This window comes from Janthinobacterium sp. 67 (genome assembly GCF_002797895.1).
In the GTDB taxonomy this organism is placed as follows: Bacteria; Pseudomonadota; Gammaproteobacteria; order Burkholderiales; family Burkholderiaceae_D; genus Janthinobacterium.
Window position 1 is genome coordinate 4,051,889 of sequence record NZ_PGES01000001.1, and the last position, 26,084, is coordinate 4,077,972.

Annotated in this window: 18 protein-coding genes, 2 tRNA genes and 3 rRNA genes; 9 read left to right on the forward strand and 14 right to left on the reverse strand. The window is 59.2% G+C overall.

All coding sequences use genetic code 11. The annotated features are described in order from the left end of the window. Nucleotide 1: 1 nt before the first annotated feature. The 6 genes from CLU90_RS18105 to CLU90_RS18130 all read right to left on the reverse strand — a co-directional run bounded on the left by CLU90_RS18105 (nucleotide 2) and on the right by CLU90_RS18130 (nucleotide 6,217). The gene (locus tag CLU90_RS18105) at nucleotides 2–790 is read right to left on the reverse strand and encodes a transporter substrate-binding domain-containing protein (protein WP_100428577.1); all 789 of its coding nucleotides are present in this window, start codon (nucleotides 788–790) and stop codon (nucleotides 2–4) included. A gap of 247 nt (nucleotides 791–1,037) precedes the next feature. Further along, nucleotides 1,038–1,150, reverse strand: a 5S ribosomal RNA gene (gene rrf / locus CLU90_RS18110). Nucleotides 1,151–1,288: 138 nt separating this feature from the next. Then, nucleotides 1,289–4,164: ribosomal RNA gene (locus CLU90_RS18115) — 23S ribosomal RNA — on the reverse strand. Nucleotides 4,165–4,424: 260 nt separating this feature from the next. After that, nucleotides 4,425–4,500 (reverse strand) — tRNA-Ala (locus tag CLU90_RS18120). A gap of 11 nt (nucleotides 4,501–4,511) precedes the next feature. After that, a tRNA-Ile gene (locus CLU90_RS18125) sits at nucleotides 4,512–4,588 on the reverse strand. A gap of 98 nt (nucleotides 4,589–4,686) precedes the next feature. After that, nucleotides 4,687–6,217: ribosomal RNA gene (locus CLU90_RS18130) — 16S ribosomal RNA — on the reverse strand. The 16S, 23S and 5S rRNA genes sit together here with 2 tRNA genes alongside, the layout of an rRNA operon. 486 nt (nucleotides 6,218–6,703) lie before the next feature. On the opposite strand from CLU90_RS18130, the gene CLU90_RS18135 reads away from it, so the two are divergent. Further along, nucleotides 6,704–8,083: a sodium-dependent transporter gene (locus CLU90_RS18135; protein WP_100428578.1), complete on the forward strand. Its 1,380-nt coding sequence runs from the start codon at nucleotides 6,704–6,706 to the stop codon at nucleotides 8,081–8,083. Here the strand turns inward: CLU90_RS18135 and CLU90_RS18140 are convergent, their stop codons facing one another. From CLU90_RS18140 to CLU90_RS18170, 7 genes are all read right to left on the reverse strand, one after another. Then, nucleotides 8,084–8,698, reverse strand: coding sequence for a M15 family metallopeptidase (locus tag CLU90_RS18140; RefSeq protein ID WP_100428579.1), 615 nt, complete (start codon nucleotides 8,696–8,698; stop codon nucleotides 8,084–8,086). Further along, nucleotides 8,698–9,600: a LysR family transcriptional regulator gene (locus CLU90_RS18145; RefSeq protein ID WP_034752410.1), complete on the reverse strand. Its 903-nt coding sequence runs from the start codon at nucleotides 9,598–9,600 to the stop codon at nucleotides 8,698–8,700. The genes CLU90_RS18140 and CLU90_RS18145 overlap by 1 nt, the downstream gene beginning before the upstream one ends. Before the next feature lie 83 nt (nucleotides 9,601–9,683). Beyond that, the gene (locus tag CLU90_RS18150; protein WP_092719063.1) at nucleotides 9,684–10,484 is read right to left on the reverse strand and encodes an N-acetylmuramoyl-L-alanine amidase; all 801 of its coding nucleotides are present in this window, start codon (nucleotides 10,482–10,484) and stop codon (nucleotides 9,684–9,686) included. After that, on the reverse strand, nucleotides 10,481–11,461 hold the full coding sequence (locus CLU90_RS18155; protein ID WP_232731250.1) for an N-acetylglucosamine kinase: 981 nt from the start codon (nucleotides 11,459–11,461) through the stop codon (nucleotides 10,481–10,483). Before CLU90_RS18155 ends, CLU90_RS18150 begins: the two co-directional genes overlap by 4 nt. Before the next feature lie 93 nt (nucleotides 11,462–11,554). Beyond that, nucleotides 11,555–13,216, reverse strand: coding sequence for a glycoside hydrolase family 10 protein (locus CLU90_RS18160; RefSeq protein ID WP_092719068.1), 1,662 nt, complete (start codon nucleotides 13,214–13,216; stop codon nucleotides 11,555–11,557). A gap of 91 nt (nucleotides 13,217–13,307) precedes the next feature. Continuing rightward, on the reverse strand, nucleotides 13,308–14,618 hold the full coding sequence (locus CLU90_RS18165; RefSeq protein ID WP_100428580.1) for an MFS transporter: 1,311 nt from the start codon (nucleotides 14,616–14,618) through the stop codon (nucleotides 13,308–13,310). Nucleotides 14,619–14,663: 45 nt separating this feature from the next. Then, entirely contained in the window at nucleotides 14,664–15,545 is an 882-nt protein-coding gene (locus CLU90_RS18170; RefSeq protein WP_092719073.1) for an N-acetylmuramic acid 6-phosphate etherase, read from the reverse strand. Between the two features lie 57 nt (nucleotides 15,546–15,602). Between CLU90_RS18170 and CLU90_RS18175 the strand changes: the two genes are divergently transcribed. Both CLU90_RS18175 and CLU90_RS18180 read left to right on the forward strand, forming a co-directional pair. Continuing rightward, nucleotides 15,603–16,790 carry a helix-turn-helix transcriptional regulator gene (locus CLU90_RS18175; RefSeq protein ID WP_100428581.1) on the forward strand — a complete coding sequence of 396 codons (1,188 nt, stop codon included), beginning with the start codon at nucleotides 15,603–15,605 and terminating at the stop codon, nucleotides 16,788–16,790. Between the two features lie 127 nt (nucleotides 16,791–16,917). Continuing rightward, complete coding sequence (locus CLU90_RS18180; protein WP_100428582.1) at nucleotides 16,918–18,066, forward strand: nuclear transport factor 2 family protein; 1,149 nt, start codon at nucleotides 16,918–16,920, stop codon at nucleotides 18,064–18,066. 2 nt (nucleotides 18,067–18,068) lie between these two features. Here the strand turns inward: CLU90_RS18180 and CLU90_RS18185 are convergent, their stop codons facing one another. Further along, entirely contained in the window at nucleotides 18,069–18,809 is a 741-nt protein-coding gene (locus tag CLU90_RS18185; RefSeq protein WP_034752424.1) for a GntR family transcriptional regulator, read from the reverse strand. Nucleotides 18,810–19,036: 227 nt separating this feature from the next. Here CLU90_RS18185 and CLU90_RS18190 point away from each other — a divergent pair, with 227 nt between their 5' ends. The 6 genes from CLU90_RS18190 to bioA all read left to right on the forward strand — a co-directional run bounded on the left by CLU90_RS18190 (nucleotide 19,037) and on the right by bioA (nucleotide 26,084). Continuing rightward, a complete protein-coding gene (locus CLU90_RS18190) occupies nucleotides 19,037–20,365 on the forward strand; it encodes a serine hydrolase domain-containing protein (protein ID WP_100428583.1) in 1,329 nt (442 codons plus the stop codon). Nucleotides 20,366–20,446: 81 nt separating this feature from the next. Then, the gene (locus CLU90_RS18195) at nucleotides 20,447–21,733 is read left to right on the forward strand and encodes a D-amino acid dehydrogenase (protein WP_332870870.1); all 1,287 of its coding nucleotides are present in this window, start codon (nucleotides 20,447–20,449) and stop codon (nucleotides 21,731–21,733) included. A gap of 81 nt (nucleotides 21,734–21,814) precedes the next feature. Continuing rightward, nucleotides 21,815–22,258, forward strand: coding sequence for a YchJ family protein (locus CLU90_RS18200; RefSeq protein ID WP_092719084.1), 444 nt, complete (start codon nucleotides 21,815–21,817; stop codon nucleotides 22,256–22,258). Between the two features lie 40 nt (nucleotides 22,259–22,298). Next, nucleotides 22,299–23,921 carry a carboxyl transferase domain-containing protein gene (locus tag CLU90_RS18205; RefSeq protein ID WP_099377598.1) on the forward strand — a complete coding sequence of 541 codons (1,623 nt, stop codon included), beginning with the start codon at nucleotides 22,299–22,301 and terminating at the stop codon, nucleotides 23,919–23,921. Nucleotides 23,922–23,934: 13 nt separating this feature from the next. Beyond that, a complete protein-coding gene (locus tag CLU90_RS18210) occupies nucleotides 23,935–24,723 on the forward strand; it encodes an enoyl-CoA hydratase/isomerase family protein (RefSeq protein ID WP_092719089.1) in 789 nt (262 codons plus the stop codon). 32 nt (nucleotides 24,724–24,755) lie between these two features. Next, nucleotides 24,756–26,084, forward strand: coding sequence for an adenosylmethionine--8-amino-7-oxononanoate transaminase (bioA, locus tag CLU90_RS18215; protein ID WP_100428585.1), 1,329 nt, complete (start codon nucleotides 24,756–24,758; stop codon nucleotides 26,082–26,084).

Genomic DNA, 26,084 nt, shown 5'->3' on the forward strand with positions numbered 1-26,084 from the left:
CTTACAGCAGGGCTGTGACAGGGCGCGTTGTTTTCATCCATTTCTGGGCGATGGTATTGAGGCTGCCGTCTTCTTTCGACTTGGCCAGGATGGCATTGATTTGCGCCAGCAACTTCGGTTCGCTTTTATTGATGCCGACGTAGCAGGGAGAATTCTTGATAAAGAATTTAAATTCGAGTTTTTTGGCAGGCTGTTTTTCGACAATGGCGCCAGCCACCACGTTGCCAGTGGCAATCAAGGGCACCTGGCCGGACAGGAAAGCGGAAATGGTCGCATTATTATCTTCAAAACGCTTGATGGTGGTATTGGCCGGCGCAATCTTGCTCAGCTCAAGATCTTCCACGGCGCCGCGGGTGACGCCCACGGTTTTCCCTGCCAGTTGTTCCGCCTTGCCAATCGCCTGATCTGCGGTCCCGAACACGCCGCTGAAGAATGGCGCATACGCTGCGCTGAAATCGATGACTTTTTCACGCTCCGGGTTTTTACCGAGACTGGAAATGACCAGGTCGACTTTTTTGGTATTGAGGTAAGGAATGCGATTGGCGCTGGTCACGGGCACCAGTTCCAGCTTGACCCCCAGGCCTTTGGCCAGCAGTGCGGCCACGTCAATGTCGTAGCCAACGGGTTTCATGTCAGGGCCGACCGATCCGAAAGGCGGGAAATCCTGGGGCACGGCCACGCGCAAGACCTTGGCTTTGAGAATATCGTCGAGCGCCTCGGCATGGGTCAGCGGCGCGGCAAGTGCGGTGGCGGACAAGATCAGCGACAACAGGATCGAGCGACGGTTCATGGACAACTCCTCAAGGTGGGATGGAGCGTGCTATCCCGTGATGAACAGCGCGCCATAATCCTTGAGCAGTTTCCGTGCCTGCATACAAAGCCTGCATACGATCTGCAAAGCCCCTATTTCTGCATGATTTTTGAGCAGTGCCTGACTTTCTGCACCACAGCATGCACGAATCGGGTGCGCCGAGACAAATTGCCAGACGTAAAAAAACCCCAACCGGATCACCGGAAGGGGTTTTTTCGAATAACAAGCCTGACGATAACCTACTTTCACACTGGTTGCAGCACTATCATCGGCGCAAAGTTGTTTCACGGTCCTGTTCGGGATGGGAAGGGGTGGGACCAACTTGCTATGGTCATCAGGCATAACTTGTACTGGCATTTGTCCTCGATGGAGCGACAAAGCCTGAATCGGGAAGAAGCAAAGATTGGGGTAATGACTGGTAGTATCAACACACACGCAACGTTGTACCGTCTTATCCTCTGTACCTGCTAAGGTTATAGGGACAAGCCGTACGGGCAATTAGTACTGGTTAGCTTAATGCATTACTGCACTTCCACACCCAGCCTATCAACGTCCTGGTCTCGAACGACCCTTCAAAGAGCTCAAGGCTCTGGGAAATCTCATCTCAAGGCAAGTTTCCCGCTTAGATGCTTTCAGCGGTTATCTCTTCCGAACTTAGCTACCCGGCAATGCCACTGGCGTGACAACCGGTACACCAGAGGTTCGTCCACTCCGGTCCTCTCGTACTAGGAGCAGCCCCCTTCAAATTTCCAACGCCCACGGCAGATAGGGACCAAACTGTCTCACGACGTTTTAAACCCAGCTCACGTACCACTTTAAATGGCGAACAGCCATACCCTTGGGACCGGCTACAGCCCCAGGATGTGATGAGCCGACATCGAGGTGCCAAACTCCCCCGTCGATATGAACTCTTGGGAGGAATCAGCCTGTTATCCCCAGAGTACCTTTTATCCGTTGAGCGATGGCCCTTCCATACAGAACCACCGGATCACTATGTCCTACTTTCGTACCTGCTCGACTTGTCAGTCTCGCAGTTAAGCACGCTTATGCCATTGCACTATCAACACGATGTCCGACCGTATCTAGCGTACCTTCGAACTCCTCCGTTACACTTTAGGAGGAGACCGCCCCAGTCAAACTGCCTACCATGCACTGTCCCCGATCCGGATAACGGACCAAGGTTAGAACCTCAAACAAACCAGGGTGGTATTTCAAGGTTGGCTCCACGAGAACTAGCGTCCCCGCTTCAAAGCCTCCCACCTATCCTACACAGATTGGTTCAAAGTCCAATGCAAAGCTACAGTAAAGGTTCATGGGGTCTTTCCGTCTAGCCGCGGGTAGATTGCATCATCACAAACATTTCAACTTCGCTGAGTCTCGGGAGGAGACAGTGTGGCCATCGTTACGCCATTCGTGCAGGTCGGAACTTACCCGACAAGGAATTTCGCTACCTTAGGACCGTTATAGTTACGGCCGCCGTTTACTGGGACTTCAATCAAGAGCTTGCACCCCATCATTTAATCTTCCAGCACCGGGCAGGCGTCACACCCTATACGTCCACTTTCGTGTTTGCAGAGTGCTGTGTTTTTATTAAACAGTCGCAGCCACCAGTTTATTGCAACCCTTTCACCCTCATGGAGTAAACCAATCAAGCTACCGGGGCGTACCTTTTCCCGAAGTTACGGTACCAATTTGCCGAGTTCCTTCTCCCGAGTTCTCTCAAGCGCCTTAGAATACTCATCTCGCCCACCTGTGTCGGTTTGCGGTACGGTCTCGTATGACTGAAGCTTAGAGGCTTTTCTTGGAACCACTTCCGATTGCTTCGTGAACAAGTTCACTCGTCCCATCCCCTTGAATTCCGCGCCCGGATTTGCCTAAGCGCCTTCTATGAGACAGAAACTGACTATTCCAACAGTCAGACAACCTTCCGCGATCCGTCCCCCCATCGCATCATACGACGGTGCAGGAATATTAACCTGCTTCCCATCAGCTACGCATCTCTGCCTCGCCTTAGGGGCCGACTCACCCTGCTCCGATGAACGTTGAACAGGAAACCTTGGGCTTACGGCGTGGAGGCTTTTCACCCCCATTATCGCTACTCATGTCAGCATTCGCACTTCTGATACCTCCAGCATCCTTTACAAGACACCTTCGCAGGCTTACAGAACGCTCTCCTACCATATCCAATAAAGGATATCCGCAGCTTCGGTGACTGGCTTAGCCCCGTTACATCTTCCGCGCAGGACGACTCGATCAGTGAGCTATTACGCTTTCTTTAAATGATGGCTGCTTCTAAGCCAACATCCTGACTGTTTTAGCCTTCCCACTTCGTTTTCCACTTAGCCAATCTTTGGGACCTTAGCTGGCGGTCTGGGTTGTTTCCCTCTTGACGCCGGACGTTAGCACCCGACGTCTGTCTCCCAAGCTCGCACTCATCGGTATTCGGAGTTTGCAATGGTTTGGTAAGTCGCAATGACCCCCTAGCCATAACAGTGCTCTACCCCCGATGGTGATACTTGAGGCACTACCTAAATAGTTTTCGGAGAGAACCAGCTATTTCCAAGTTTGTTTAGCCTTTCACCCCTACCCACAGCTCATCCCCTAATTTTTCAACATTAGTGGGTTCGGACCTCCAGGGCGTGTTACCGCACCTTCATCCTGGCCATGAGTAGATCACTTGGTTTCGGGTCTACACCCAGCGACTGATCGCCCTATTCGGACTCGATTTCTCTACGGCTTCCCTATTCGGTTAACCTTGCCACTGAATGTAAGTCGCTGACCCATTATACAAAAGGTACGCAGTCACGGAACAAGTCCGCTCCTACTGTTTGTATGCACACGGTTTCAGGATCTATTTCACTCCCCTTCCGGGGTTCTTTTCGCCTTTCCCTCACGGTACTGGTTCACTATCGGTCGATTACGAGTATTTAGCCTTGGAGGATGGTCCCCCCATATTCAGACAGGATGTCACGTGTCCCGCCCTACTTGTCGTACGCTTAGTACCACCGGTCCGATTTCACATACGGGGCTATCACCCACTATGGCTCCTATTTCCAGAGGATTCTGTTATCGGTCCGACTATCACGTACAGGCTCTTCCCATTTCGCTCGCCGCTACTTTGGGAATCTCGGTTGATTTCTTTTCCTGCAGCTACTTAGATGTTTCAGTTCGCCGCGTTCGCCTTGCAACCCTATGTATTCAGGTTGCAATACCCTAAAAGGGTGGGTTGCCCCATTCGGAAATCTGCGGATCAAAGTGTGTTTGCTCACTCCCCGCAGCTTATCGCAAGCTACTACGTCCTTCATCGCCTGTAATCGCCAAGGCATCCACCATGTGCACTTATTCGCTTGTCCCTATAACGTTAGCCTCTGAAGACCGAAGTCATCAAAGAGCGCTACAGGGATAAGAAAGTACAACGTTGTTGCTTGTTTGTTGATACATACAATCATTACCCATCAAGTCGCCTCATGCATTGCTGCACGCATAGACTTGATCAATAAATAATCTTTACTTCTTCCAGATTGTTAAAGAACGAAACAGCTTTGATCGCTAAAAGATCAAACCTAAACCTGAGTCACTGACCGGCTTACGTTTGCACTTTCGAGTAAAACTTTGGTGGAGGATGACGGGATCGAACCGACGACCCCCTGCTTGCAAAGCAGGTGCTCTCCCAGCTGAGCTAATCCCCCTGGGTAATGACTGGTAGGGCTGGTTGGACTCGAACCAACGACCCCCGCGTTATCAACACGGTGCTCTAACCAGCTGAGCTACAGCCCCAACGCGGAACTACTACGACTACTGTTTCTTCTTAATTAAACAGCCGATAAGTGTGAACATTTGATGCGTGAATCATTACTGATTCGTGCAAACTCTAGAAAGGAGGTGATCCAGCCGCACCTTCCGATACGGCTACCTTGTTACGACTTCACCCCAGTCACGAATCCTACCGTGGTAAGCGCCCTCCTTACGGTTAAGCTACCTACTTCTGGTAAAACCCGCTCCCATGGTGTGACGGGCGGTGTGTACAAGACCCGGGAACGTATTCACCGCGACATGCTGATCCGCGATTACTAGCGATTCCAACTTCATGCAGTCGAGTTGCAGACTACAATCCGGACTACGATACACTTTCTGCGATTAGCTCCCCCTCGCGGGTTGGCGGCGCTCTGTATGTACCATTGTATGACGTGTGAAGCCCTACCCATAAGGGCCATGAGGACTTGACGTCATCCCCACCTTCCTCCGGTTTGTCACCGGCAGTCTCATTAGAGTGCCCTTTCGTAGCAACTAATGACAAGGGTTGCGCTCGTTGCGGGACTTAACCCAACATCTCACGACACGAGCTGACGACAGCCATGCAGCACCTGTGTACTGGTTCTCTTTCGAGCACTCCCCAATCTCTCGGGGATTCCAGCCATGTCAAGGGTAGGTAAGGTTTTTCGCGTTGCATCGAATTAATCCACATCATCCACCGCTTGTGCGGGTCCCCGTCAATTCCTTTGAGTTTTAATCTTGCGACCGTACTCCCCAGGCGGTCTACTTCACGCGTTAGCTGCGTTACCAAGTCAATTAAGACCCGACAACTAGTAGACATCGTTTAGGGCGTGGACTACCAGGGTATCTAATCCTGTTTGCTCCCCACGCTTTCGTGCATGAGCGTCAATCTTGACCCAGGGGGCTGCCTTCGCCATCGGTGTTCCTCCACATATCTACGCATTTCACTGCTACACGTGGAATTCTACCCCCCTCTGCCAGATTCTAGCCTTGCAGTCTCCAATGCAATTCCCAGGTTGAGCCCGGGGATTTCACATCAGACTTACAAAACCGCCTGCGCACGCTTTACGCCCAGTAATTCCGATTAACGCTTGCACCCTACGTATTACCGCGGCTGCTGGCACGTAGTTAGCCGGTGCTTATTCTTCAGGTACCGTCATTAGCAAAAGATATTAGCTCTCACCGTTTCTTCCCTGACAAAAGAGCTTTACAACCCGAAGGCCTTCTTCACTCACGCGGCATTGCTGGATCAGGCTTTCGCCCATTGTCCAAAATTCCCCACTGCTGCCTCCCGTAGGAGTCTGGACCGTGTCTCAGTTCCAGTGTGGCTGGTCGTCCTCTCAGACCAGCTACTGATCGATGCCTTGGTAGGCTTTTACCCTACCAACTAGCTAATCAGATATCGGCCGCTCCACGAGCATGAGGTCTTGCGATCCCCCACTTTCATCCTTAGATCGTATGCGGTATTAGCGTAACTTTCGCTACGTTATCCCCCACTCCAGGGTACGTTCCGATATATTACTCACCCGTTCGCCACTCGCCACCAGAGCAAGCTCCGTGCTGCCGTTCGACTTGCATGTGTAAGGCATGCCGCCAGCGTTCAATCTGAGCCAGGATCAAACTCTTCAGTTTAATCTCTGTTACTTTGCCGTTTTACCGGCACCGTCATTGCTGACGGGTCGCTCACTCAAAAAACTGACAGGCCACTACTTTCGTAGCGCCTATTTCATTATTTCTTGTGAACATTTGATATTTTAAGTTTTACAGCGATCCGAAGATCACTGCTGCACTTACATCAAATGCCCACACTTATCGACTGTTAATTGTTAAAGAACTGTATTCGGTTACTGCTTTCGCGCTATCGACAAAGCGTTGTGTTTGTCAGCTGCGAAGAAGGAAGAGTATGAAGCAATTTGCTACGTCCGTCAACTCCTTCTTTTTTACTACCCAGCCCCTGAAGGCTGTTCCTTTTGTGTCGCAAACTAGTGCGTCTCATTGGGGAGGCGAACTATAGCAAAGCGCCCCGGGAGTAGCAAGGCTTTTCCCGGGTATTTGCGGCCAACTGCTACAATTTCGCCCCCTCAGCGCAAATTCGCGCCCCACCATAGAAGATTCACCATGAAACAACAAGCTCAAGGATCAGGCCTGACCCTGAAACGGGCTGGCTTTACCACTGGCTTCGGCGTCCTCGCCGCCACCCTCGGTTCCGCAGTCGGTCTCGGCAACATCTGGAAGTTCCCCTATCTGACAGGCGCCAATGGCGGCGCCGGCTTCCTGCTCATCTATCTGCTCGCTACCTTATTAGTGGGACTGCCCGTGATGATCGCGGAAATCACCTTGGGACGCCGGGCCAAGGTCAATCCCATTTCGACCATGGAACAGCTGGCACCGAAGGGCAAGCCCTGGTGGCTGGTCGGCTTCATCGGCATGGTGGCCGCCTTCCTGATCGTCGCGTTCTATTCGGAAGTGGTGGGCTGGGTGTTCGCCTATATCGCCAAGGCCATCGATGGCTCCATTCTCAGCAGCGACAAACTGGTGACGGAAGCGGCCTTCGCTTCGCTGATCGCCAATCCCCTCCAATCGCTGTTGTGGCAATGGGGCGTGCTGCTGTTTATCGGCGGCATATTGATGCTGGGCGTAACCAAGGGCATCGAGGCGATCGCCAAGAAACTCATGCCGCTGCTGTTCCTGTTACTCCTGCTGCTCTGCGCGGTCAGCCTGTCGCTCGATAAAGCGGGCGAAGGCCTGGCATTCCTGTTCCGTCCCGATTTTTCCAAGCTGACGGCTTCCGTCGTGCTGACAGCCATGGGCCTGGCCTTCTTTAAATTGTCCGTCGGCATGGGCACGATGATGACCTACGGCAGCTATTTCCGCGATGACCAGAATATCCCCGTCACGACCTTGCGCGTGATGGCGGCCGACCTCGGTGTATCGATGCTGGCGGGCATTGCCATCTTTCCCGCCGTGTTCACGTTCGGCTTCGCGCCCAGCGCGGGACCATCGCTGGTGTTCATCACCATTCCCGCCGTGTTTTCGCAGATTCCCATGGGACAAGTGCTGATGGTGGTGTTCTTTATCCTCGCCGCCGTGGCCGCCACAGGGGCGATGCTGTCGCTGATGGAAGTGCCCGTGGTGATTTTCCATGAACGCTTCGGCTGGACCCGCACCAAGGCCACCATCGTGACCATGCTGCTGCTGGCCGTGCTCGGTTCCGTATGCGCGCTGAGCAACAGCACCCTGGCGGACTTCAAGCTGTTTGATTTGAATATGTTTGATCTGTTCGACTTCGTCTCGTCGAATATCTTCCTGCCCGTGGGCGGCATTGCGATTGCCTTGTTTACCGGCTGGGCCTGGGGCAAAGACCATTTCATCGATGCGATCAGCAATCATGGCCAGTTGCAAAATAGAAAGCTGGCGCATGTGCTGCTGTTCCTGCTGCGCTTTGTCTCGCCCGTCTTGATCCTGATCGTCATGCTGAAAGGCCTGAAAGTCTTCTAGTCAGAGAACCCGGGTGTAGGTCTGGCGCACCAGCACCCGGTCACCGCAATCGAAATGCCACCATTCGCTGTTGATGCCAAAGAAGCCCGCCTGGAACATCGCCTCGCGCAAAAGGCGGCGATTGTCCACTTGCTGCTCCGTAATTTCTCCCCTTTCCAGCATCACCAGTTCCAGTGCCGGATGCGAGCGCTCACTCAAGTCGTCAAAACCGGTACCCATATCCAGTTCCTGCCCGTCCGGCCCGACGATGGTGATGTCGAGCGCCATGCCGAACGAGTGAATCGAGCCGCGCGACGGTTCCGCAATATAGCCGAGCAACTCCGTTCCCTGCAGCGCATCCCATAGTTGCTGCTGCACCCGCTGCGGGCGCAGGGCGTCGAGCACCAGCAAATGATGATTGGGCCGCCGCTCGGCCAGCCACGCCACGGCTTTCTCCAGCGCCACTGCCGCATCGCGGTGCAGCCAGGCGCAATCGATGGGGCTGTATAAGTCGCGGCCGACGAAATTGTCGGGCGTGGCATAGCGCAAGTCGATGGCAATGCCGGCGATGCTGCTCAGGTGGCGAAATTGCGGATCGCTGCCGACCGCTTCCAATTGCAAACTTGCAACAGACATCAGACTCCTCTTTCCAGGCAATTGCGCGCCGCTACGCCGATGCTGTCGGCCAGGCGCCGCGCGCCATGCGACAGCGGCGAGTGGCTCGCCGTCAATAAATACAGTTGGATCGGTATCGTCGGCGCCCAAGGACGGCGCTGCAGCCGCTCGGGCGAGCCGGACGCGGCCGTAAACGGGTCGACGACGGCCATGCCGGCGCCCGCTTCCACCAGCGAGCGGGCGATTTGATAGGTCTGCACCACGGTAGAAAACACGGGGTGGATATCCTGCGCCTCGCAAGCGGCGATCACCAGTTCACCCAGCGGATCATTATCCGTATGGCCGATCAGCTCGCCATTCAGGCCATGCGCCGTCAATGGTGTGCCGCAATCGGCCGCGCGCCAGGTGCCGGCTGGCGCGATGACCGTCATGACGCCCTGCGCGATCGGTTCGGCCACGATGCCTGGATGGCGCGGGTCTTGCAGCGACACGGCCAGGTCCGCTTCACCGAGGCGCAGGGTATTGACGATCTCGCCCGTGTGGTGGGTAGCCAGCTGGCAACGCGTGTGGGGAAAGTCGCGCCGCCACTCCGTCATGGCGAACGGCAAGACGCTGATGGCAATCGTCGGCGTGGAGACCAGGCGGATGGTTTCCACCGCATGGCCCTTCAGGCTGGCCGCCAGGCGGCGGATACCCAATAAATCGCGGTTGAGCTTTTCTGTCTCGACAAACAAACGGTGCGCCTCGGGTTTCGGGTACAGCTTGCCCCGCACGCGCTCGAACAGCGGCATGCCCAGTTGCAGCTCGCAATGCTGCAAGACCTTGGTCACGGCCGGTTGCGAGATATGCAGCACTTGCGCGGCGCCGCTGATGGTGCCAACTTGCATGATGGCGTGAAATACTTCGATATGACGCAGCCGCATGAGCTATTCCTTTACCTTGCCGTGGCCGCCTGGGCCGTCAACGTTCAGCATATAAGAAAAAGTCATGGGCTGGAACGGCTATGCTATTTTGCAACAACAGCCGGGGCCGGCGTCGTCAGCACTTCCAGCAGGGCCGCCGTTTCGCCGTCGGGCGTGCCGTCAAACAAGGTGTTGCGGTATTTCATCTGGAAGGCGATCAGCACATTGCGCGTCGCTTCGTCGAAAACGCCCGTATTCGGCGTCGCATAACCGTGCTGGGCCAGCTTTTTCTGGAACCAGACGGCGTCCGGTACTTGCTGCTCAAAAATGATTCGCTGCGCGGCAACGCGGTTCGCATCGGGCCAAACGATCAGGCCCGCATCGGCCAGCTGGCGCCATGGGAACAGCGGGCCCGGGTCCTGCTTGCGCTGCGGGGCGATTTCGTTATGGCCGAGGATATTTTCCGGCGCGATGTTGTAGCGGGCCTGGATATCTTTCAGCAGTGGAATCAGCTCATCGATCTGCGCCTGGGGAAACGGATACCAGAGGCGGCCTTCCGGCGTGTCCTTGTAGCCGGGGTTGACGATCTCGATGCCGATCGAGCTGACATTCAACTGTGTATAAGTCTTCCAGTTACTCACGCCCGCGTGGTTGGCCTGGCGCGATTCGTCGACCAGCACGTAAAACTTCGGCTTGTCCGTGTCCGTCAGCAAATAATGGCTGCTCACTACTTGTTCCGTCAGGATCTTGATCGAGCGTGGCAGGTCGCTGACCGTGTAATGGATGACGATGAATTTGACGCGCGGGCTCTGACTGCGTGCATTCAAACTGTGGTCGAGGTGCGGCGCGGGCGTGGTACAGGCGGAAAGCAGGGCCACCAGCAGGGCGAGGGCGATTTTTTTCATGAAAGATCCATGTTCGGGTTAATAAAATGTTCAGTGTTGGCCTGTTTCCTGACCGCCGTCTTGACGGCTATCCTGGCCGCCGCGTCATGTGGACGGGCAACTTTCTGTTCCATCGTCAACGATACAGGCAAAGCGGCGCGCATGGCTGACGCGATGGCCGGGTGCAATTGCGCCGCGCGGCCCGCCAGCACCACGGGACGCGGACCATGGCGCGATACCAATGCCAGGGCCAGACGGGCCAGTTCCTGTCCCGCGCGCTGCAAGATGTCCAGCGCCAGCGGGTCGGCATCGGCACTGGCGGCCACGGCCAGCGCCAGCCGGCCGATGGCGCCCCGGTCCTGGCCATACATGAAGGCGCGCGACAGCGACCAGTCACTGCCGCCCAGTTGCGCAAACACGGCCTCGGCCATGGGCGAGGCTTGCCAGCTGCCGGGCGCCTCGTCTTCGCGGCGCCAGATGTGGCGCAAGGCTTCGCGCGCGATCCAGTAGCCGCCGCCGCCATCGTCGAGCAGCACGCCGCGCCCGCCTGCGCGGTGAAAGCCGCCATCCGTGTCGATCCAGGCGGCAATCGAGCCCGTGCCAGCGTAGACCAGGTAACCTTCGCCTGGTTCAAAACTGTCGCGATAGGCGATATCGATATCGTTGCCCAAGCGGACGTCGCCGGCGTCCAGCGCCAGCAAGTCGGCCAGCATGTGCGCCAGCGTCACATCGTCGCCGCCAAAGCCCGTCAAGCCCGCCACCACGGCGCGCGGCTGGCCGATGGCCAGCACAGCCCGAGACAGTTTCGCAAACGTGGCGTGCACGGCTGCGCGGCCCGCATCGCTGCTCATTTGCAAGGCAGACAAGCCTTCCACGGCACCGTCCGCCACAATGGCGCCATCCGCGCCGGCCAAAGCCCAGCGTGTTTGCGTGCCGCCCGCGTCGATGCCCAGCCCGAGCACGGCAGTGTCAGTATTGATTGCAGGGAAGGAAATCATGGCATGAGTGTAAAGCCAAGCGGAGCTTGCAGGCATGAAAGCTTGCGCATGTTTCATGCCTGCAGGTTATGGATTGCCGGTAAACCGGCAAAATTACTTGGTGGCGACCGTAAACGGTGCGCGCACGGTAACGCGGGGGCTTTCATTGCCGAGGCGGTCCACGGCGCTGACCACCACCGCATTGACTTTACCAATGGCATCGTCGACCAGGGTCAGCTCGCCTTGCACGCCCGTAACCACGGTAAAACGCCAGTCTTCGCCGTAGCGGGCCCAGACGGCGTATTGCGCCACGGGCTTGCCGCCGCCCGCCGTCAATTTGAGGTTCAGGCTGCTGGAATCGCGGCGCAACGCCAGCACGGGCGTACCGGGCGCTTCCTTGCCCAGCCACGGCGTGGCGGGAACCAGGGCAGGGCTTTGATACACGGCCGCCTTGAGTTGCTCGCTGACACCCTTGCGATTCTGCATCAGGGGCACCATGCTGAAATGCACTTGTCCATTCGCGCCGGGACGCGTGCGCGTCACTTCGATCTGCTTGATGATCTCTTGCGGCGTGAAGGACTTGGCGGAATTGTCGATGCGGCTCGTATATAAACCCGGCCACACGTGGCGGCCATACGGATTTTGCGCCAGCCAGTAGTCGAGCAGCACGCCAAACGCTTGCGGCGCCTGCGCCACGGGCCAGTACAGCTGCGGCGACAGGTAATCGAGCCAGCCCTTGGCCAGCCACAGTTCCGCGTCCGCATACAATTTATCGTACTGGCTGAAGCCGACGATGCCGGCAGGGCGGCGGTCCGGGCGGCCGATGCCGAACGGGCTGATGCCGAAGCGCACCCAGCTCTTTTCGCGGTGGATGCCTGTATACAAAGCCTCGATCAGCTGGTTGACGTTCTGGCGGCGCCAGGAAGCGCGGTCCAGCTGGCCACCGGCCAGCAGATATTGCTGCCAGGAAGGCTCATCGGGAAACGGCAATTCGCGCTTGGCGCCGCCATTGCCCGCGTCCAGCGCGGCTGTTTCGGCCCCCGCACCGGCGCCGGGCGCGTCGATCGGGTACGGGTAAAAGTAATCGTCGATGTGCACGCCATCGATATCGTAGCGGCGCACCACGTCCAGCACCACGTCCGTCGTGTGCTTGGAGGCGGCGGCGTCGCCCGGGTCCATCCACAGGTAGCGGCCGTATTGTTTGACGGACGCCGGATTGGTGGACGCGAAACTGTCGCGCGCCAGCGGCGACTTGGCCGTCGCGTGACGGGCCCGGTAGGGGTTGAACCAGGCATGCAATTCCAGGCCGCGCGCATGCGCTTGTGCCACCCAGAAAGCCAGCGGGTCATACATCGGTAATGGCGGCTGGCCTTGCTTGCCGGTCAGGTATTCCGACCACGGCTCCAGTTGCGATGGGTAAATCGTGTCGGCGCTGGGCCGCACTTGCAGCACAATCGCATTCAGATTCAAGGACTTGGCACGGTCGAGGATGGCCAGCGCTTCCGCTTGCTGCTTGGCGACAGGCAAATTGCTGCGGCTGGGCCAGTCGATATTGGCGACCGTCGAGACCCAGGCGGCGCGGAATTCGCGCGGCGCCGGCGGCGGCACTTCGCCCGTGATGTGCTGCACGGGCGGCACGGCAGGCAAACCCGCTTCGCCCGGTGTCACTGTCGATGGCAGCTTGGTGCTGGTACAGCTGCTGAGCAATGTGGCGGTGGCCAGCGCGGCCAATACGCCGGCGCTGGCGCCCAGGCGTTTTTTGAAAGTAGACAACAAAACAATTCCTTGCAGTGGTGGAGCGCAGGTCTATCGGTGCGGGCATTTTACTGTGCGCCCGCCATCCATGCGGGCGCACGCTTCAAAAGAATCAGGCCTCGGCCTTCTTGCCGAATTCGGGATCGATCTTGACTAGCGCAGCCATGATGAAAGCAGGAATGGTGGCGATGCAGACCCAGATGAAGAAATGCTGGTAACCGAGCATTTGCTGTATCCAGCCGCTGGCCATGCCCGGCAACATCATGCCCAGGGCCATGAAACCCGTGCAGATGGCGTAATGGGCCGTTTTATGCGCGCCATCGGAGACCATGATCATGTACAACATGTAGGAGGCGAAACCGAAGCCATAGCCAAATTGCTCCAGCGCAATGCCACCGGCGATCACATAGATGCTGCTGGGCAAGGCGCTGGCCAGGTAGACGAAGACCAGGTCGGGCAAGTGGACGGACAGCACCATGATCCACAGGCAGCGTTTCAAGCCGAAGCGGGAAATGATGAATCCGCCCAGCAAGCCACCGAGGGTGAGGGCGATCACGCCGATGGTGCCGTAGACGAGGCCCACCTGTTCCGTGCTGAGGCCCAGGCCGCCCTTGGCGACCGGATCGAGCAGGAAGGGCGCGGCCAATTTGAGCAGTTGCGCTTCGCCGAGACGGAACAGCAGCAAGAAGCCCAAGATGACGAAAATATCCTTCTTCTTGAAAAAAGAAGCAAAGGTGGCGACGAATTCTTGCAGCGGAGAAACGCCGGCGCCCTGGATGCTGGGGCGGTCGTCCTTCGGTTTCGGCAAGACAAAATAGTGGTACAGGAAGAGGGTGATGAACAGGCCCGCCAGGATGGCGAACACGACGGACCAGGCCAGCTGCACATTGCCCGTCGCATGCGTCAAATAGCCGGCCAGATACACGAGGCCGCCTTGGCCGGCGATCATGGCCAGGCGATAGAAAGTGCTGCGCACGCCGACGAAGGCTGCCTGCTGATGCTCTTCCAGGCCCAGCATATAAAAGCCGTCGGCGGCAATGTCATGCGTGGCGGAACTGAAGGCCATCAGCCAGAAAATGGCCAGGCTGATCTGGAAAAAGTGCGGCAAGGACGTCGTCAGGGCCACCAGCGCCAGCGCGGCGCCGATCACCAGCTGCAAGCCGACGATCCAGAAACGCTTGGTGCGGTACATATCGATGAAGGGCGACCACAGGGGCTTGATCACCCACGGCAAGTACAGCCAACTGGTATACAGGGCGATATCGGTATTGCTGAAACCGTAGTTCTTGTACATGATCACGGACAAGGTCATGACCACTACATAGGGGATGCCCTGGCCGAAATACAGGGAAGGGATCCACAGCCACGGCTTATTTGACGGCTTATTCGCGCGCGCCGAAGCGATTTGTTTCACAAGCTCCATACATCCTTCTTTGTCTCCCAGACAGAAGAATGCCGCGCCATCGGATCACGCCGCCAGTGCCGCCCGCACACTGCCGTCCGCGCCGGCCAACAATGCCTGTGCCTGGTTTGTGTTGATTTTTTTGATCAAGGCAACAATCGCCACCTTGACGTGATAGTGGCATTGCTCCAGCACGGTCCTGGCCTGCGCCTCGCTGGCGCCGGTGGCATGCATGGTCAGACGCACCGCCCGCCAGATCAGCTTGGCGTTGGTCGGCTTCAAGTCTACCATCAAGTTTCCGTAAGTCTTGTGCAAACCCACCATCAGGGCGCTGGAAATCGTGTTCAGGGTGATTTTTTGCGCCGTGCCCGCTTTCAAGCGCGTGCTGCCGGAAATGACTTCCGTGCCCGTGTCGAGCACGATGCCGCATTGCGCCTCGTGCGCCACGGGGGCATCCACATTGTTGGCGATGCCTATCGTCAAGGCACCCGCCTGGCGCGCGGCCAGCAAGGCGCCCAGCACATATGGCGTGGCGCCAGAAGCGGCCAGCAGGATCACGACATCATTTGTTTGCGGCTGCAAGGCCAGTAAATCCGCCTCGCCTTGCTGCAAATCGTCTTCCGCGCCTTCCACAGCCGTAAACATGGCGCCCGTTCCGCCGGCCAGGATGGCGACGGCCCGTTCAGGGGGCCAGGAAAACGTGGGATGCAATTCAACGCTGTCGAGTACGCCCAGGCGGCCCGACGTGCCCGCGCCCACATACAGCAGCCGTCCGCCGGCCGCGATGCGGGGCAGGGCGGCCGTGATGGCGGCAGCGATGTCGGGCGACGCCAGCCGCACGGCCTCGACGGCCCAGAACTGGTCATCGACCAGCGCCGCCACCAGTTGCTCCACCGGATACAGGTCCAGATCCGGATGCCGCCGGCTCGGGGTTTCAGTTTTCAACATGATTTCAGAACATGGTTGAAGGTGAAACCAGTTTAATACCAACGAGCAAGATCAGCCATGAAAGGTTGGCGGGCGGGCATAACGGGCGTTTATGGCTGGCGCAGGAACCTGGTGTACCACTTGTACTTCGATACGCTCCCGTTTGTGTCTATACTTGGCTTCGACGCCAATATCAACGACATCCCCATGATCGCTCGCCAATTGCTGTTCCTGTTTAGCGCCCTTGGCGCCATCAACGGCATTTTCCTGGCCGTCTATTTTTTCAGCCGCCGGCCTCGCTGCCTCGCCGACTGCATGCTCGGGGCATTGCTGCTGGCCGTCGGGGTGCGCACCGCCAAATCCGCCTTTCTCTACTTTAACCCGGCGATCGCCATCGAATTCCGCCAGCTGGGCCTGTCGGCCTGCCTGCTGATCGGTCCCTTGACCTATCTCTATGCGCGCGCTTTCCTGGCCGGGCTCGGGCAACAACCTGCCGGACAACAATGGCGCTGGCATCTGGGCTTGTCCTTCCTGCTCATTGGCATTGGCGTTGCCTTTCCGTATTCCGCCTATCGTCCCGTGTGGGACCGTTCGAGCCATGCCATTCATGTGTTCTGGCTAGGCTATCTGCTGGCGACCGCCAGGCTGCTCTGGCAAACCCGCCGTGCATGGTGGAACGACGGACAGCGGATGGCGACCAGCAGCGTGCTCCTCTTGAGCGTCTTCGCAGGCAGCAGTGTCATGCTGGCGGCGTACGCAAGCACGCCGTTCACGTCCTATATCGTCGGCGCCTTGTCGTTCACCTTCTCGCTGCACGTCGCGGTCATGGTCTTTCTGCTGAGAAAAGAAACCTCGACGCCTGCCGAGCCGAAGCCGAAGTACCAGCATAACCGCCTGGCGCACGACGATGCGCTTGCCGTGCTCACTGCCCTGGAACAACAGATGACCGGGCAAAAATCCTATCTGAACCCGAACCTGACCCTGGCCCAACTGGCCAAGCGGGCGGGACGCACGCAGGCGCAGATATCGCAGGTACTCAATGACAAGCTGAGCAAGAGTTTCAACACCTACGTCAACGAATACCGTATCGCCGAAGCGAAACAGGTGTTGATGGGCGAACCGCAACTGAACATGGATCTCGTTGCCGAGCGCTGCGGCTTCAATTCCAGTTCCACCTTCTACTCGACCTTCAAGAAAGTGGCTGGGCAGACGCCCGCCAGCTTCCGCGCCCAATCCAGCCAGGCCATCAGGGCCGTTTCCGCGTAAAACCACTCCGGAATCGCCATTCCGGAGTCTGACATCCTGTTTGGCGACATCCATTCCCCTGCATTTGGCTAAATTATCGACCACCAGCGACCTGAAATGGTCGTTGCTCCGATAAACGACATTCTTCATGCAGGGTAAAACCATGATCCAGTTTTTAGTGCGAACGTTACTCGCCTGTTGCTTTTTTTGCTTCACCGCTGTCGGCACCGCCGCCACCGCGGACCAGGACGAACATGCCATTCGGGAAACCGTGCGCTTGTATCTGCATGGCACCAGTTTCAACGTGCAGGACGAGATCAAGCAGGCCTTCGATGCCAACGCCCGCCTTTACCTGGACGGTAAAGACGATGCGCAATGGCAGTTGAGCGGTCCCGAATACGCCAAACTCTTTTCCGATGAGAAAAAAGGGCAATTCAATGGACGCCACGGGCGGCTGATCAAGGTGGAGGTGAGCGGCAAGGTAGCCACCGCCAAGGCCGATATCCACATTCCCCAGCAAGGGATCCGCTATGTGGATGTCTTTCTGTTGAAAAAGATCGCCGGCAACTGGAAGATCGTCAGCAAGTCGGCCCATCGCGAGCCAGCAGCTGCGCGTCAGGCACGCAAGGTGCTGCTGGTCGTGTCGAACGTGCATCAATATCCTGGTACAAAAATCAACGCCGGCAATAATTTTCCGGAGCTGGCCTATACCTATGATGCCTTTCGCAAAGCAGGGTACGCGGTCGACTTCGTCAGTCCCGAGGGCGGCGCCGTTCCCCTGGAAATGATCGTCACGTCGGACGAGCTGCTCAAGAAGCATCTGTACGACAGTGACTTCATGTGGGCACTGGCCCATACCAGGCCCGTGGCCGAGGTCAGGGCGGACGAGTATGCGGGCATGGCTTTCGTCGGCGGCGGCGCGGCCATCGTCGGCGTCCCGGACAACAAGCCGCTGCAGAACATCGCCTTGCGTATCTACGAACAACAGGGCGGGGTGATCGCGGCCATCTGCCATGGCACCGAGGGCATCAAGAACCTGAAGCTCAGCGACGGCACTTTCCTCATCCAGGGCAAGGTGCTTACCTCGTTCCCCGATGCGTTTCTCAACAGGGAATCGCCGATCTACAAGGCCTATCCCTTTTCGGCGGAAGGCAGCATCAAGGGCCATGGCGGCATATTCAGGCACGGCGCCAACGGCAAGAGCCACGTCGAGGTCGATGGCCGGCTGGTGACCGGCATGAGCTGGGAGTCGTCCGTCGGCGTGGCGGAATCCATGATCCGCCTGATCGAGCAGTAGTTTTATGGCGCGCGGCGCATTTCCGCCACGAAATCGTAATGGTCGCTGCGGCAATACGAATGCGTGAGTTCCACCGCTTCGCCCGTCTCCAGGTAGGCGATGCGCGTGATGAACAGCACGGCCTGGCCATCGGGGATGCCCAGTTGCTTGGCCAGCACGTCCGTCGCATTCATGGCGCGGATGTGCTGCAAGGCGCGCACGGGGGCCTTCTTGATGCTGCTCAAGTATTCATACAGCGAGTCGCCCATGGCGTCCGGGTCAGGCACCACGCTGAACGGCAGCACGCTCACTTCATACGCCATCACCACGTCGTCGGCCAGGCGCAAACGCTCGAGGCGCGCCACTTTCGTGTTCTGCGCCAGGCCCAGGCTCAGCTGTTCATCGCTGCTGGCGATAACGACTTCACGCTTGAGCCAGCGCGAGCCGGGGCGGTAGCCGCGCTGCTGCAGCTGCTCGGAAAAGCTCGACAGGTTCGACAGCGGCTGTTCGATGCGCGGGGCAATATAGTTGCCCGAACCACGGCGGCGCACGACGAGGCCTTGCTCGACGAGCTGGTCGATGGCCTTGCGGGCGGTCACGCGCGATACGTCGAGCAGTTCGGACAGGGTACGTTCAGATGGCAGGGCCTGGTCTACCTGGTAGCGGCCGTTGCGTACGTCATCGCTCAGCTTGCGGGCGATCTGCATATATAAAGGCGAATTGTCATTTAAATCGACCTTGAGTTCTACGCTGGTCTGGCTCATACAGTTCTCCTTGTCCTCCTAGTGTAATAGCGATGGCGCTTGTGCGTAGCCCGTCCACCCATGAATAAATGGAAAATGACCATAAATAACGGTTATACACTTAAAAAAACAATGTTTTACCGTACGTATAGCTTTGCATTATAGATAAATATGCAATTTTCATTGGCGTCGTGAAGCATCCCGCCCTATGCTGGCGATGCCTCCACTACGCCGTGAAACAGGGAAACATGCACAATAAAATGACGGGTTTGCTGGGCTTGCTGCTGCTGGGCACGACCTGGAGCGCACTGGCCGCCCCGCCCGGTGGCGGCAACGACCAGCAGCGCGCGCTCGACGCCGCGCTATCGACCATCGTTGATGACCCGCTCCACCCGCTGGCCAGCCTGTCCGTGCTGGCCATACGCCACGGTAAGGTGTCGTATGAGCAACAATTTGGCTACCGGCACATTGGCGCCACGCCAGCGGACAGCTTGCCCGTGACGCCGGCCACCCTGTTCCGCACCGCCTCCGTTTCGAAGATGATGACCACACTGGGGTTGATGCGGCTGGTCGAGCAGGGCAAGCTGAGCCTGGACCAGGACGTGGGCATCTACCTGGGCTTTTCCCTGCGCAACCCGCATTTCCCCCAGCAAGCGTTGACCTTGCGCAGCCTGCTCAGCCACACCTCCTCGCTACGCGACGCGGGCGGTTACGCATGGGGCCCTGAGCACAGCCTGCGCGACGTGTTTACGGCCGGCGGCGACAGCATGTGGGACAAGCAAACGGCGCCGGGCCGCTATTTTACGTATGCCAACCTGAACTGGGGCGTGATCGGCACCGTGATGGAAAAAGTCACGGGCGAGCGCTTCGACCTGCTGATGCGGCGCTTGCTGCTCGATCCCCTCGACGTGCGCGGCGGCTATCACCCGGCCGCATTTTCGGCGGAAGACGTGGCGAACACGGCCACCCTGTACCGCAAGCGCACCCTGGACACGGAAACCTGGCAGCCGCAAGGGCCGTGGATCGCCCAGGCCGACGATTTTTACCAACGTCCACCGACTGCCCTGGCCAACTATGTGATCGGCAGCAACGCCACCGTCTTCAGCCCCACGGGCGGCTTGCGCATTTCCGCTGCGGAACTGGGCAAGGTCATGCAGATGCTGCTCGACGGCGGCCGCTACCAACATCAGCAGCTATTGCAGCCGGCCAGCATCGCGCTGATGTTTGGCCGGCAATGGCAGCTGGCGCCCGATGCCAGCAATGGCGACAGCGAGCGGGGCCTGTACCGCGCCTGGGGCCTGGGCAACCAGCAGTTCGATGCGGTGGCGGGGCAGGGCAACCGTCTGGTCGAGGGCGCCAGCTTCACGGCCGTGGGCCACCTGGGTGACGCGTATGGCCTCGTCTCCGCCTTCGTGCTCGATTTCAAGAACAGGAACGGCATGGTGATGCTGGTGGGCGGCACGGGCAGCGACCCCGAACAGTACCCTGGCACGTATTCCGCCATGGGGCGCAGCGGGGAATTGATACTCACCGCGCTATACCGTGGTGCGATTGCCAACAATCCATCCTTGCATTGAAATGGTGCATTCCTGAAAGTTATGGCTGCACCATGATGTTTCATTGGCTGCGTTGGCGGCCAGCCTCTAAGCTCTTTCCGAATGCTCCCGCACCATGGGAGCGCAACGCAGCGAGGCTACATGCAGCAACAAGTCATCATCATCGGCGGCGGCGTCGTCGGTCTGACATCGGCCTGGTGGCTGGCCGAGGCCGGCTACAAGGTCACCTTACTGGAACGCAATGAACAAGTGGCGATCGCCGCCAGCTACCGCAATGGCGGCCAGCTCAGCTATCGCTATGTGGCGCCCTTGGCGGACGCGGGCGTGCCCTTCAAGGCCCTGCAATGGCTGCTGCAGAAAGACGGTCCGCTGCGTTTCCGTCCCGAGGCCGACTGGCGCCAGTGGCGCTGGCTGGCCAGTTTCCTGCGCAATTGCAACAGCGCCAGCAATGCCCGCACGACGGCCAAGCTGCTGCAACTGGGAGAGTGGAGCCGCGCCGGCATGGCCCAGCTGGAATTGACGGTGCCGCCCGAAGCGTATGCCCGGCGCGATGCGGGCAAGCTCATCGTCTACCGCTCGCCCGCCATCTTTCAGCGCGCCGTGGCGCGGCCCGAATCGGAAGAGGCACGCATCGTCCTGTCGCCGCAGGAAGCCGTACAGCGCGAACCGGCGCTGGCGGCCTTGCAGGGTTCCCTGGCAGGCGGCATTTTTACGCAGGGCGAAGCGGTGGCCGATTGCCACGCCTTTTGCCTGGCGCTGGAAGCGCGCCTGTTGCAGCATCCGAATTGTTCGCTCTTGTTAAAAGGCGAGGCGCGCCGTCTCGTCACGCACAAGGGCAGGATCACGGGCGTCGACACCAGCCTGGGCCTGTTGCAAGCGGATCACTATGTGCTGGCGGCCGGCATCCAGAGCCGCGACCTGGCCGCCACGGCGGGCATCTACCTGCCCCTGTACCCGCTGAAGGGCTACAGCCTGACGGCGCCCATCCGCGCCCAGCACCGGGCGCCCGAGATCAGCATCACGGATTTCGAACGCAAGGTGCTGTATGCGCGCATCGGTGGCGACCTGCGCGTGGCCGCCATGGTCGACATGGTGGGCGCCGACAACAGCATAGCCTGGGGCCGCATCGCCGGCCTGACGCGGCTGGCCCGCGAAGCCATGCCGCACGGCGCCGACTACGACCAGGCCACGGCCTGGGCCGGCCTGCGCCCCGCCACGCCGAACAGCGCGCCGCTGGTGGGCGCCAGCAAAGTTGGCAATCTGTGGCTGAACGTGGGCCATGGCCCGCTGGGCTTTACCTTCGCCGCCGGCACGGCGCGCATCCTGGCCGACCTGATGGCTGGCAAGGCGCCGCCGTTCGCGCTGGACTTCCTCGCGCCTCAAAAATAGGCGAACCGGCGGCTGCGGCGACCGGCGCCGCCGTTATGGCGGATAATTGCGGAACTTTTCAGTTCCCCTATTTGCCAGCGCATGCCCACACTCTCGACATCTGCCGCCTGCCCCTGTGGCGGCGCCTCCTACGCCAGCTGCTGCGGCCCGTATATCGCAGGCGAGGCCTTGCCGCCGACGGCCGAAACCCTGATGCGTTCGCGCTACACGGCGTTCACCCTGCGCGACGAGTCGTATCTGCTTGCCACCTGGCATGCCAGCACCCGTCCCACCGATGCTTTATTTGCCGAAGAAGAAAAAGTCCATTGGCTGGGACTTGAGGTAAAATCTGCTTTACGTTTACGTCAACGTAAAGCAACATCAGCAGATCAAGCCGAAGAGATACACCGTGACAGCGTCGAATTCGTGGCCCGCTACAAGGTCAACGGCCGCGCGCACCGCCTGCATGAAGTGAGCCGCTTCGTGCGTGAAGCTGGTGACGGTGGCATGCGCTGGTTTTATCTCGACGGCAGTTTTCCCGAATAGCGCGACCCGAGAGACCGGGCGATAATAAAAAGGAACCGCAATGCCGCACATCGAAAGCAAACTCAATCCGCGCAGTGAAGATTTCAAGGCCAATGCCGCGGCCATGCAAGCCATCGTCGACGATTTGCGTGACAAGGTGGAAAAGATCGCGGCCGGCGGCGGCGAAGCGGCTGCCGCCAAGCACCTGGCGCGCGGCAAGCTGCTGCCGCGCGACCGTGTGCAGATGCTGCTCGATCCCGGCACGCCCTTCCTCGAGTTTTCCCAGATGGCGGCCTACGCCATGTACCAGGACGCCAAGGGCGTCGATGCGGCGCCCGCCGCCGGCATCATCACCGGCATCGGCCGGGTCTCGGGCCAGGAATGCGTCATCGTCTGCAACGACGCCACCGTCAAGGGCGGCACGTATTATCCGATGACGGTGAAAAAACATTTGCGCGCCCAGGAAATCGCCGACCAGAACAACCTGCCGTGCATCTACCTGGTCGACTCGGGCGGCGCCAACCTGCCGAACCAGGACGACGTCTTCCCCGACCGCGACCATTTCGGGCGCATCTTCTACAACCAGGCGAATCTGTCGGCCAAGGGCATTCCGCAAATCGCCGTCGTGATGGGTTCTTGCACGGCCGGCGGCGCCTACGTGCCGGCCATGAGCGACGAATCGATCATCGTCAAGGAGCAAGGCACGATTTTCCTCGGCGGCCCGCCGCTGGTGAAAGCGGCGACAGGCGAAGTGGTGACGGCCGAAGACCTGGGCGGCGGCGACGTGCACACGCGCTTGTCCGGCGTGGTCGACCACCTGGCGCAGAACGATCTGCATGCGCTGTCGCTGGCGCGCACCATCGTCTCGAACCTGAACCGTAAAAAACCGCAGCAGATGGACTTGCGCGCATCGGTCGAACCGAAATACCCGACGCAGGAACTGTATGGCGTGATCCCCGTCGATACGCGCAAACCGTTCGACGTGCGCGAAGTGATCGCGCGCATCGTCGACGGCAGCGATTTCGACGAATTCAAGGCCCGCTACGGCACCACCCTGATCTGCGGCTTTGCGCACATCTATGGCGTCAAGGTGGGCATCATCGCCAACAACGGCATCCTGTTCTCCGAATCGGCGCTGAAAGGCACGCACTTCATTGAATTGTGCTGCCAGCGCAAGATCCCGCTCGTGTTTTTGCAAAATATCACGGGCTTCATGGTGGGCCGCAAATACGAAAACGAAGGCATCGCCCGCAATGGCGCCAAGATGGTCACGGCCGTCGCCACGGCCGCCGTGCCGAAATTCACGGTGATCATCGGCGGCAGCTTCGGCGCCGGCAATTACGGCATGTGCGGCCGCGCCTTTTCTCCCCGCTTCATGTGGATGTGGCCCAATGCGCGCATCTCCGTCATGGGCGGCGACCAGGCCGCTTCCGTGCTGGCGACCGTCAAGCGCGACGGCATCGAGGGCAAGGGCGGCGCATGGAGCGCGGACGAGGAAGCGGCTTTCAAGCAGCCGATCAAGGATCAATACGAACACCAGGGCCACCCCTACTACGCCACCGCGCGCCTGTGGGACGATGGCGTGATCGACCCGGCCGACACCCGCATGGTGCTGGGCCTGGGCCTGTCGGCGGCGCTCAACGCCGAAATCCCGGACACGAAGTTCGGCGTATTCCGCATGTAAGGGGGAGAAGACCATGGAATTTGAAACCTTAAAGCTGGTCATCGAGGGCAATGTCGCCACCGTGACCCTGAACCGCCCCGACGTGCGCAATGCCTTCAACGAGACGACGATCGCCGAACTGGCGCGCGCCTTCGAGGGCCTGGGACGCAGCGACATGGTGCGCGCCATCGTGCTGGCGGCGAATGGCGCGGCCTTCTGCGCCGGTGCGGACCTGAACTGGATGAAGAAGATGGCAGGCTACACGCATGCCGAAAATCAGGCCGACGCGCTGCAGCTGGCGCAGATGCTGCGCACGATTTACCTGTGTCCCAAGCCCGTCGTGGCGAAGATCCAGGGCGACTGTTATGCGGGCGGCATGGGCCTCGTCGCCGCATGCGATATCATTCTGGCTGCGGAAGACGTGCATTTCTGCCTGAGCGAGGTGCGCCTGGGACTGATCCCGGCCACTATTTCACCGTATGTCATCAAGGCCATGGGCGAAAACGCGGCACGCCGCTATTTCCTGACCGCGGAGCGATTCTCCGCCCAGGAAGCGCTACGCATCGGCTTTGCCCACGAGGTAGTCGCAGCGAACGCACTGGACGCGAAAACCTTTGACGTGCTCAAGGCGTTGACGGGCAACAGCCCGCACGCCGTGGCGCAAGCGAAAACGCTGGTGCGCGAGATCGTCGGCCAGCCGGTCGATGACGCGCTGCTGGCGGATACCGCCGAGCGCATCGCGCAGATCCGCGCCTCGGAGCAGGGACGCGAAGGCGTGCAGTCCTTCCTCGACAAGCGCAAGCCGAGTTGGCTCATGGGTTAGCGCATGGTCTAAGAAATATCATTGGAGCAGTTTTGAAAGCAGAAAAACAATCGGGCTGGGTCGAACGCAGTCTGCGCAGCGTGTGGCATCCGTGCACGCAAATGCAGCATCACGAGACTGTACCGCTCATCCCCGTCAGCCATGGCCGCGGCGCCTGGCTGTACGACCACGAAGGCCGACGCTACCTGGACGCCATCAGCTCCTGGTGGGTGAACCTGTTCGGCCATGCGAATCCGCGCATCAATGCGGAACTCAAGGACCAGCTGGACCGCCTGGAACACGCCATGCTGGCCGGCTTCACGCATGAACCGGTGATCGAGCTGTCGGAAAAACTCTCCGCATTAACCGGCGGCGTGCTCGGTCACAGCTTTTACGCGTCCGACGGGGCATCGGCCGTGGAAATCGCTCTGAAGATGAGTTTTCACGCCTGGCGCAACAGCGGCAAGAGCGAGAAACAGGAATTCGTCTGCCTGAAGGGCAGCTACCACGGCGAAACCATCGGCGCCCTGGCCGTCACGGACGTGGCCCTGTTCAAGGATGCCTACGGCCCCCTGCTGCGCGCCACGCAGACGGTGATGTCGCCCGACTTCCGCCAGGCAGCCGAGGGCGAGACCGCCGAGGACGTGGCGCGCCGCGCGGCCGCCGAAGTCGAGCAGCTGTTCCAGCAAAAAGCGGACAAGATCGCCGCCATCATCATCGAGCCGCTGGTGCAGTGCGCCACCGGCATGGCCATGCACGATCCGCTGTATTTGTCCCTGGTGCGCGCCTTGTGCGACCGCTATCAAGTCCATTTGATACTCGATGAAATCGCCGTCGGCTGCGGCCGCACGGGCACCTTCTTTGCGTGCGAGCAGGCCGGCATCTGGCCCGATTTCGTCTGCCTGTCGAAGGGCATCAGCGGCGGCTATCTGCCTTTATCTCTGGTGATGACGCGCGAAGACATCTACCAGGCGTTCTACAGCACCGACGTGCGCCGCGGCTTTTTGCATTCGCATTCGTACACGGGCAACCCGCTGGCCTGCCGCGCGGCGCTGGCCACCCTGTCAATTTTCGAGGAAGACGATGTGCTGGTGGCCAACCGCGTGCGCGCCGAAAAAATCACGCGCGCCCTGGCACCGCTGGCGCAGCACGAGCGCGTAAAACACTTCCGCCAGCAGGGCATGATCTGGGCCTTCGATGCGGTGGACGCGGCACCCGATTTTTCGCGCCGCTTCTTCAGCACGGCGCTGGAACACGAACTGTTGATGCGCCCCATCGGCTCCACCGTCTACCTGATGCCGCCGTACATCCTCGACGACGAGGAAATCGCGGGACTGGGCCAGCAGACCCTGGCCGTCTTCAATCATGTGATCGGAGCCTGA

Coding starts and splice junctions, on each gene's coding strand:
- CLU90_RS18150 (WP_092719063.1), bottom strand. CDS start 10,484: ATGAAAAAAATCGCCCTCGCCCTGCTGGTGGCCCTGCTTTCCGCCTGT.
- CLU90_RS18140 (WP_100428579.1), bottom strand. CDS start 8,698: ATGTCTGTTGCAAGTTTGCAATTGGAAGCGGTCGGCAGCGATCCGCAA.
- CLU90_RS18200 (WP_092719084.1), top strand. CDS start 21,815: ATGCCCACACTCTCGACATCTGCCGCCTGCCCCTGTGGCGGCGCCTCC.
- CLU90_RS18210 (WP_092719089.1), top strand. CDS start 23,935: ATGGAATTTGAAACCTTAAAGCTGGTCATCGAGGGCAATGTCGCCACC.
- CLU90_RS18205 (WP_099377598.1), top strand. CDS start 22,299: ATGCCGCACATCGAAAGCAAACTCAATCCGCGCAGTGAAGATTTCAAG.
- CLU90_RS18165 (WP_100428580.1), bottom strand. CDS start 14,618: ATGGAGCTTGTGAAACAAATCGCTTCGGCGCGCGCGAATAAGCCGTCA.
- CLU90_RS18105 (WP_100428577.1), bottom strand. CDS start 790: ATGAACCGTCGCTCGATCCTGTTGTCGCTGATCTTGTCCGCCACCGCA.
- CLU90_RS18195 (WP_332870870.1), top strand. CDS start 20,447: ATGCTCCCGCACCATGGGAGCGCAACGCAGCGAGGCTACATGCAGCAA.
- CLU90_RS18145 (WP_034752410.1), bottom strand. CDS start 9,600: ATGCGGCTGCGTCATATCGAAGTATTTCACGCCATCATGCAAGTTGGC.
- CLU90_RS18175 (WP_100428581.1), top strand. CDS start 15,603: ATGAAAGGTTGGCGGGCGGGCATAACGGGCGTTTATGGCTGGCGCAGG.
- CLU90_RS18185 (WP_034752424.1), bottom strand. CDS start 18,809: ATGAGCCAGACCAGCGTAGAACTCAAGGTCGATTTAAATGACAATTCG.
- CLU90_RS18180 (WP_100428582.1), top strand. CDS start 16,918: ATGCAGGGTAAAACCATGATCCAGTTTTTAGTGCGAACGTTACTCGCC.
- CLU90_RS18135 (WP_100428578.1), top strand. CDS start 6,704: ATGAAACAACAAGCTCAAGGATCAGGCCTGACCCTGAAACGGGCTGGC.
- CLU90_RS18155 (WP_232731250.1), bottom strand. CDS start 11,461: ATGATTTCCTTCCCTGCAATCAATACTGACACTGCCGTGCTCGGGCTG.
- CLU90_RS18190 (WP_100428583.1), top strand. CDS start 19,037: ATGCACAATAAAATGACGGGTTTGCTGGGCTTGCTGCTGCTGGGCACG.
- CLU90_RS18170 (WP_092719073.1), bottom strand. CDS start 15,545: ATGTTGAAAACTGAAACCCCGAGCCGGCGGCATCCGGATCTGGACCTG.